Source organism: Candidatus Symbiopectobacterium sp., from assembly GCF_020054415.1.
GTDB lineage: Bacteria > Pseudomonadota > Gammaproteobacteria > Enterobacterales > Enterobacteriaceae > Symbiopectobacterium.
On sequence record NZ_JAHWCO010000054.1, the window covers coordinates 1 to 1,292 of the forward strand.

Consider the following 1,292-nt stretch of genomic DNA (forward strand, 5'->3'; position numbering starts at 1 on the left):
TCAGGTGGGTGAAGCCATGGCCATGGTCAAAGCGCTTAACCGGATCACGCTATTAGGAATGCCGAACAGTATTCGCATCACGTAACAATCGACCCGTATGGGGCGCAGTCATTACAGTTCTGATTTATTCAACAAAGCCCCTTGAATGCTTGAACCTTTCTCTTTCGGATGTACTGCAACGATTCAAAACGTTAAATGATGGCGAACATCACATTGTGGCTGATGAAAAACAACGTGTGCTCGCCAAGAAAACTCTGTCTGAAGCATTCATGAAAGCGCGTCGTGAATCTGGTTTGGAGTGGGAGGGCAATCCCCCTTCGTTTCATGAAATTAGAAGTCTGTCCGCTCGCTTACATGCTGAGGAGAAAGGGAAAGACTATGCACAAAGACTCCTGGGTCATAAATCAGCAACCATGACCGACAAGTACCGGGATGTAAGAGGCTCAGAATGGACGGAAGTGTAATTATTTCGATCAAATTTCGAGTAACTTCGATAGATTGCTTGTAACCCTTTGAATCAAAATGCTGATATCTCTCCGCCGCTGTATAACTACCAGCGCCGGGCTTTGTTGAATAAATAGATTTTATGCTGGCAGCCCAGTGAAACGACGGATCGTCGCAACGTAAAATCATGCAGTTAGGCCTCATGAGAAAAGTGTACACCTGAGATGACAAGCATTTTCAACCAAAACTGGCATGGAAAAACAGCATGATTACCTATTATTCAACAAAGCCCCCTCAATAGTGAAAAAGGCTAAACTACGGAGTTTTCCCGTAGTTTCATTTTCTATCTCTCTTATCAACCCCTTAGTATCTGGTCGGCGCATGAATTCATGTATTTCAAATGTTCTTTCTGAGCGCTTTTGCCCCTCTGATTTTTTAGCCGCTTTCTGTAAATCATTCAGACGAAAATAACCTGATTTATCAGTTTTGATCACAACGCCGCTTATGATTATCGATAATTTATTCATTGCGTTTACCTTTTCTATGAAATGAACCTTTGCCGAAATAGAACGTCAGCCCACCGAAGGCTCGCCAGCACAAACTGACGCCCTCAAAGGCTCATTCCATAGGTTCAGGTTCGGTGTTTTTAGATGCGCTTTCGGTGCGCGGGGATATTGCGGACACAAAAATCCCGGATTAACCGGGCCTCATTGTCTGGTTTCGCAGCTACCTGGCAGGTAAATTCTTCCGGGATCCTTCGATTTCCCGAATGCTTCGCTTGTCGGCGTTACACTTCTCAATAACGGTCAGCAGTTCTTCATTCAGCGCTACGCTCTGGCCGTATGTCA

At 44.9% G+C, this 1,292-nt stretch carries 2 protein-coding genes and 1 pseudogene; 2 read left to right on the forward strand and 1 reads right to left on the reverse strand.

The window, feature by feature from the left end:
- Both QZ506_RS01795 and QZ506_RS01800 read left to right on the forward strand, forming a co-directional pair.
- Positions 1 to 85 (forward strand): annotated as a pseudogene (locus tag QZ506_RS01795) (lipoprotein); the annotation flags it as partial.
- A gap of 64 nt (positions 86 to 149) precedes the next feature.
- Positions 150 to 464: a tyrosine-type recombinase/integrase gene (locus QZ506_RS01800; protein WP_291968629.1), complete on the forward strand. Its 315-nt coding sequence runs from the start codon at positions 150 to 152 to the stop codon at positions 462 to 464.
- Between the two features lie 249 nt (positions 465 to 713).
- On the opposite strand, the gene QZ506_RS01805 is transcribed toward QZ506_RS01800, so the two are convergent.
- Positions 714 to 971 carry a hypothetical protein gene (locus QZ506_RS01805; protein WP_291968631.1) on the reverse strand — a complete coding sequence of 86 codons (258 nt, stop codon included), beginning with the start codon at positions 969 to 971 and terminating at the stop codon, positions 714 to 716.
- Between the last annotated feature and the right edge of the window lie 321 nt (positions 972 to 1,292).

Coding starts and splice junctions, on each gene's coding strand:
- QZ506_RS01805 (WP_291968631.1), bottom strand. CDS start 971: ATGAATAAATTATCGATAATCATAAGCGGCGTTGTGATCAAAACTGAT.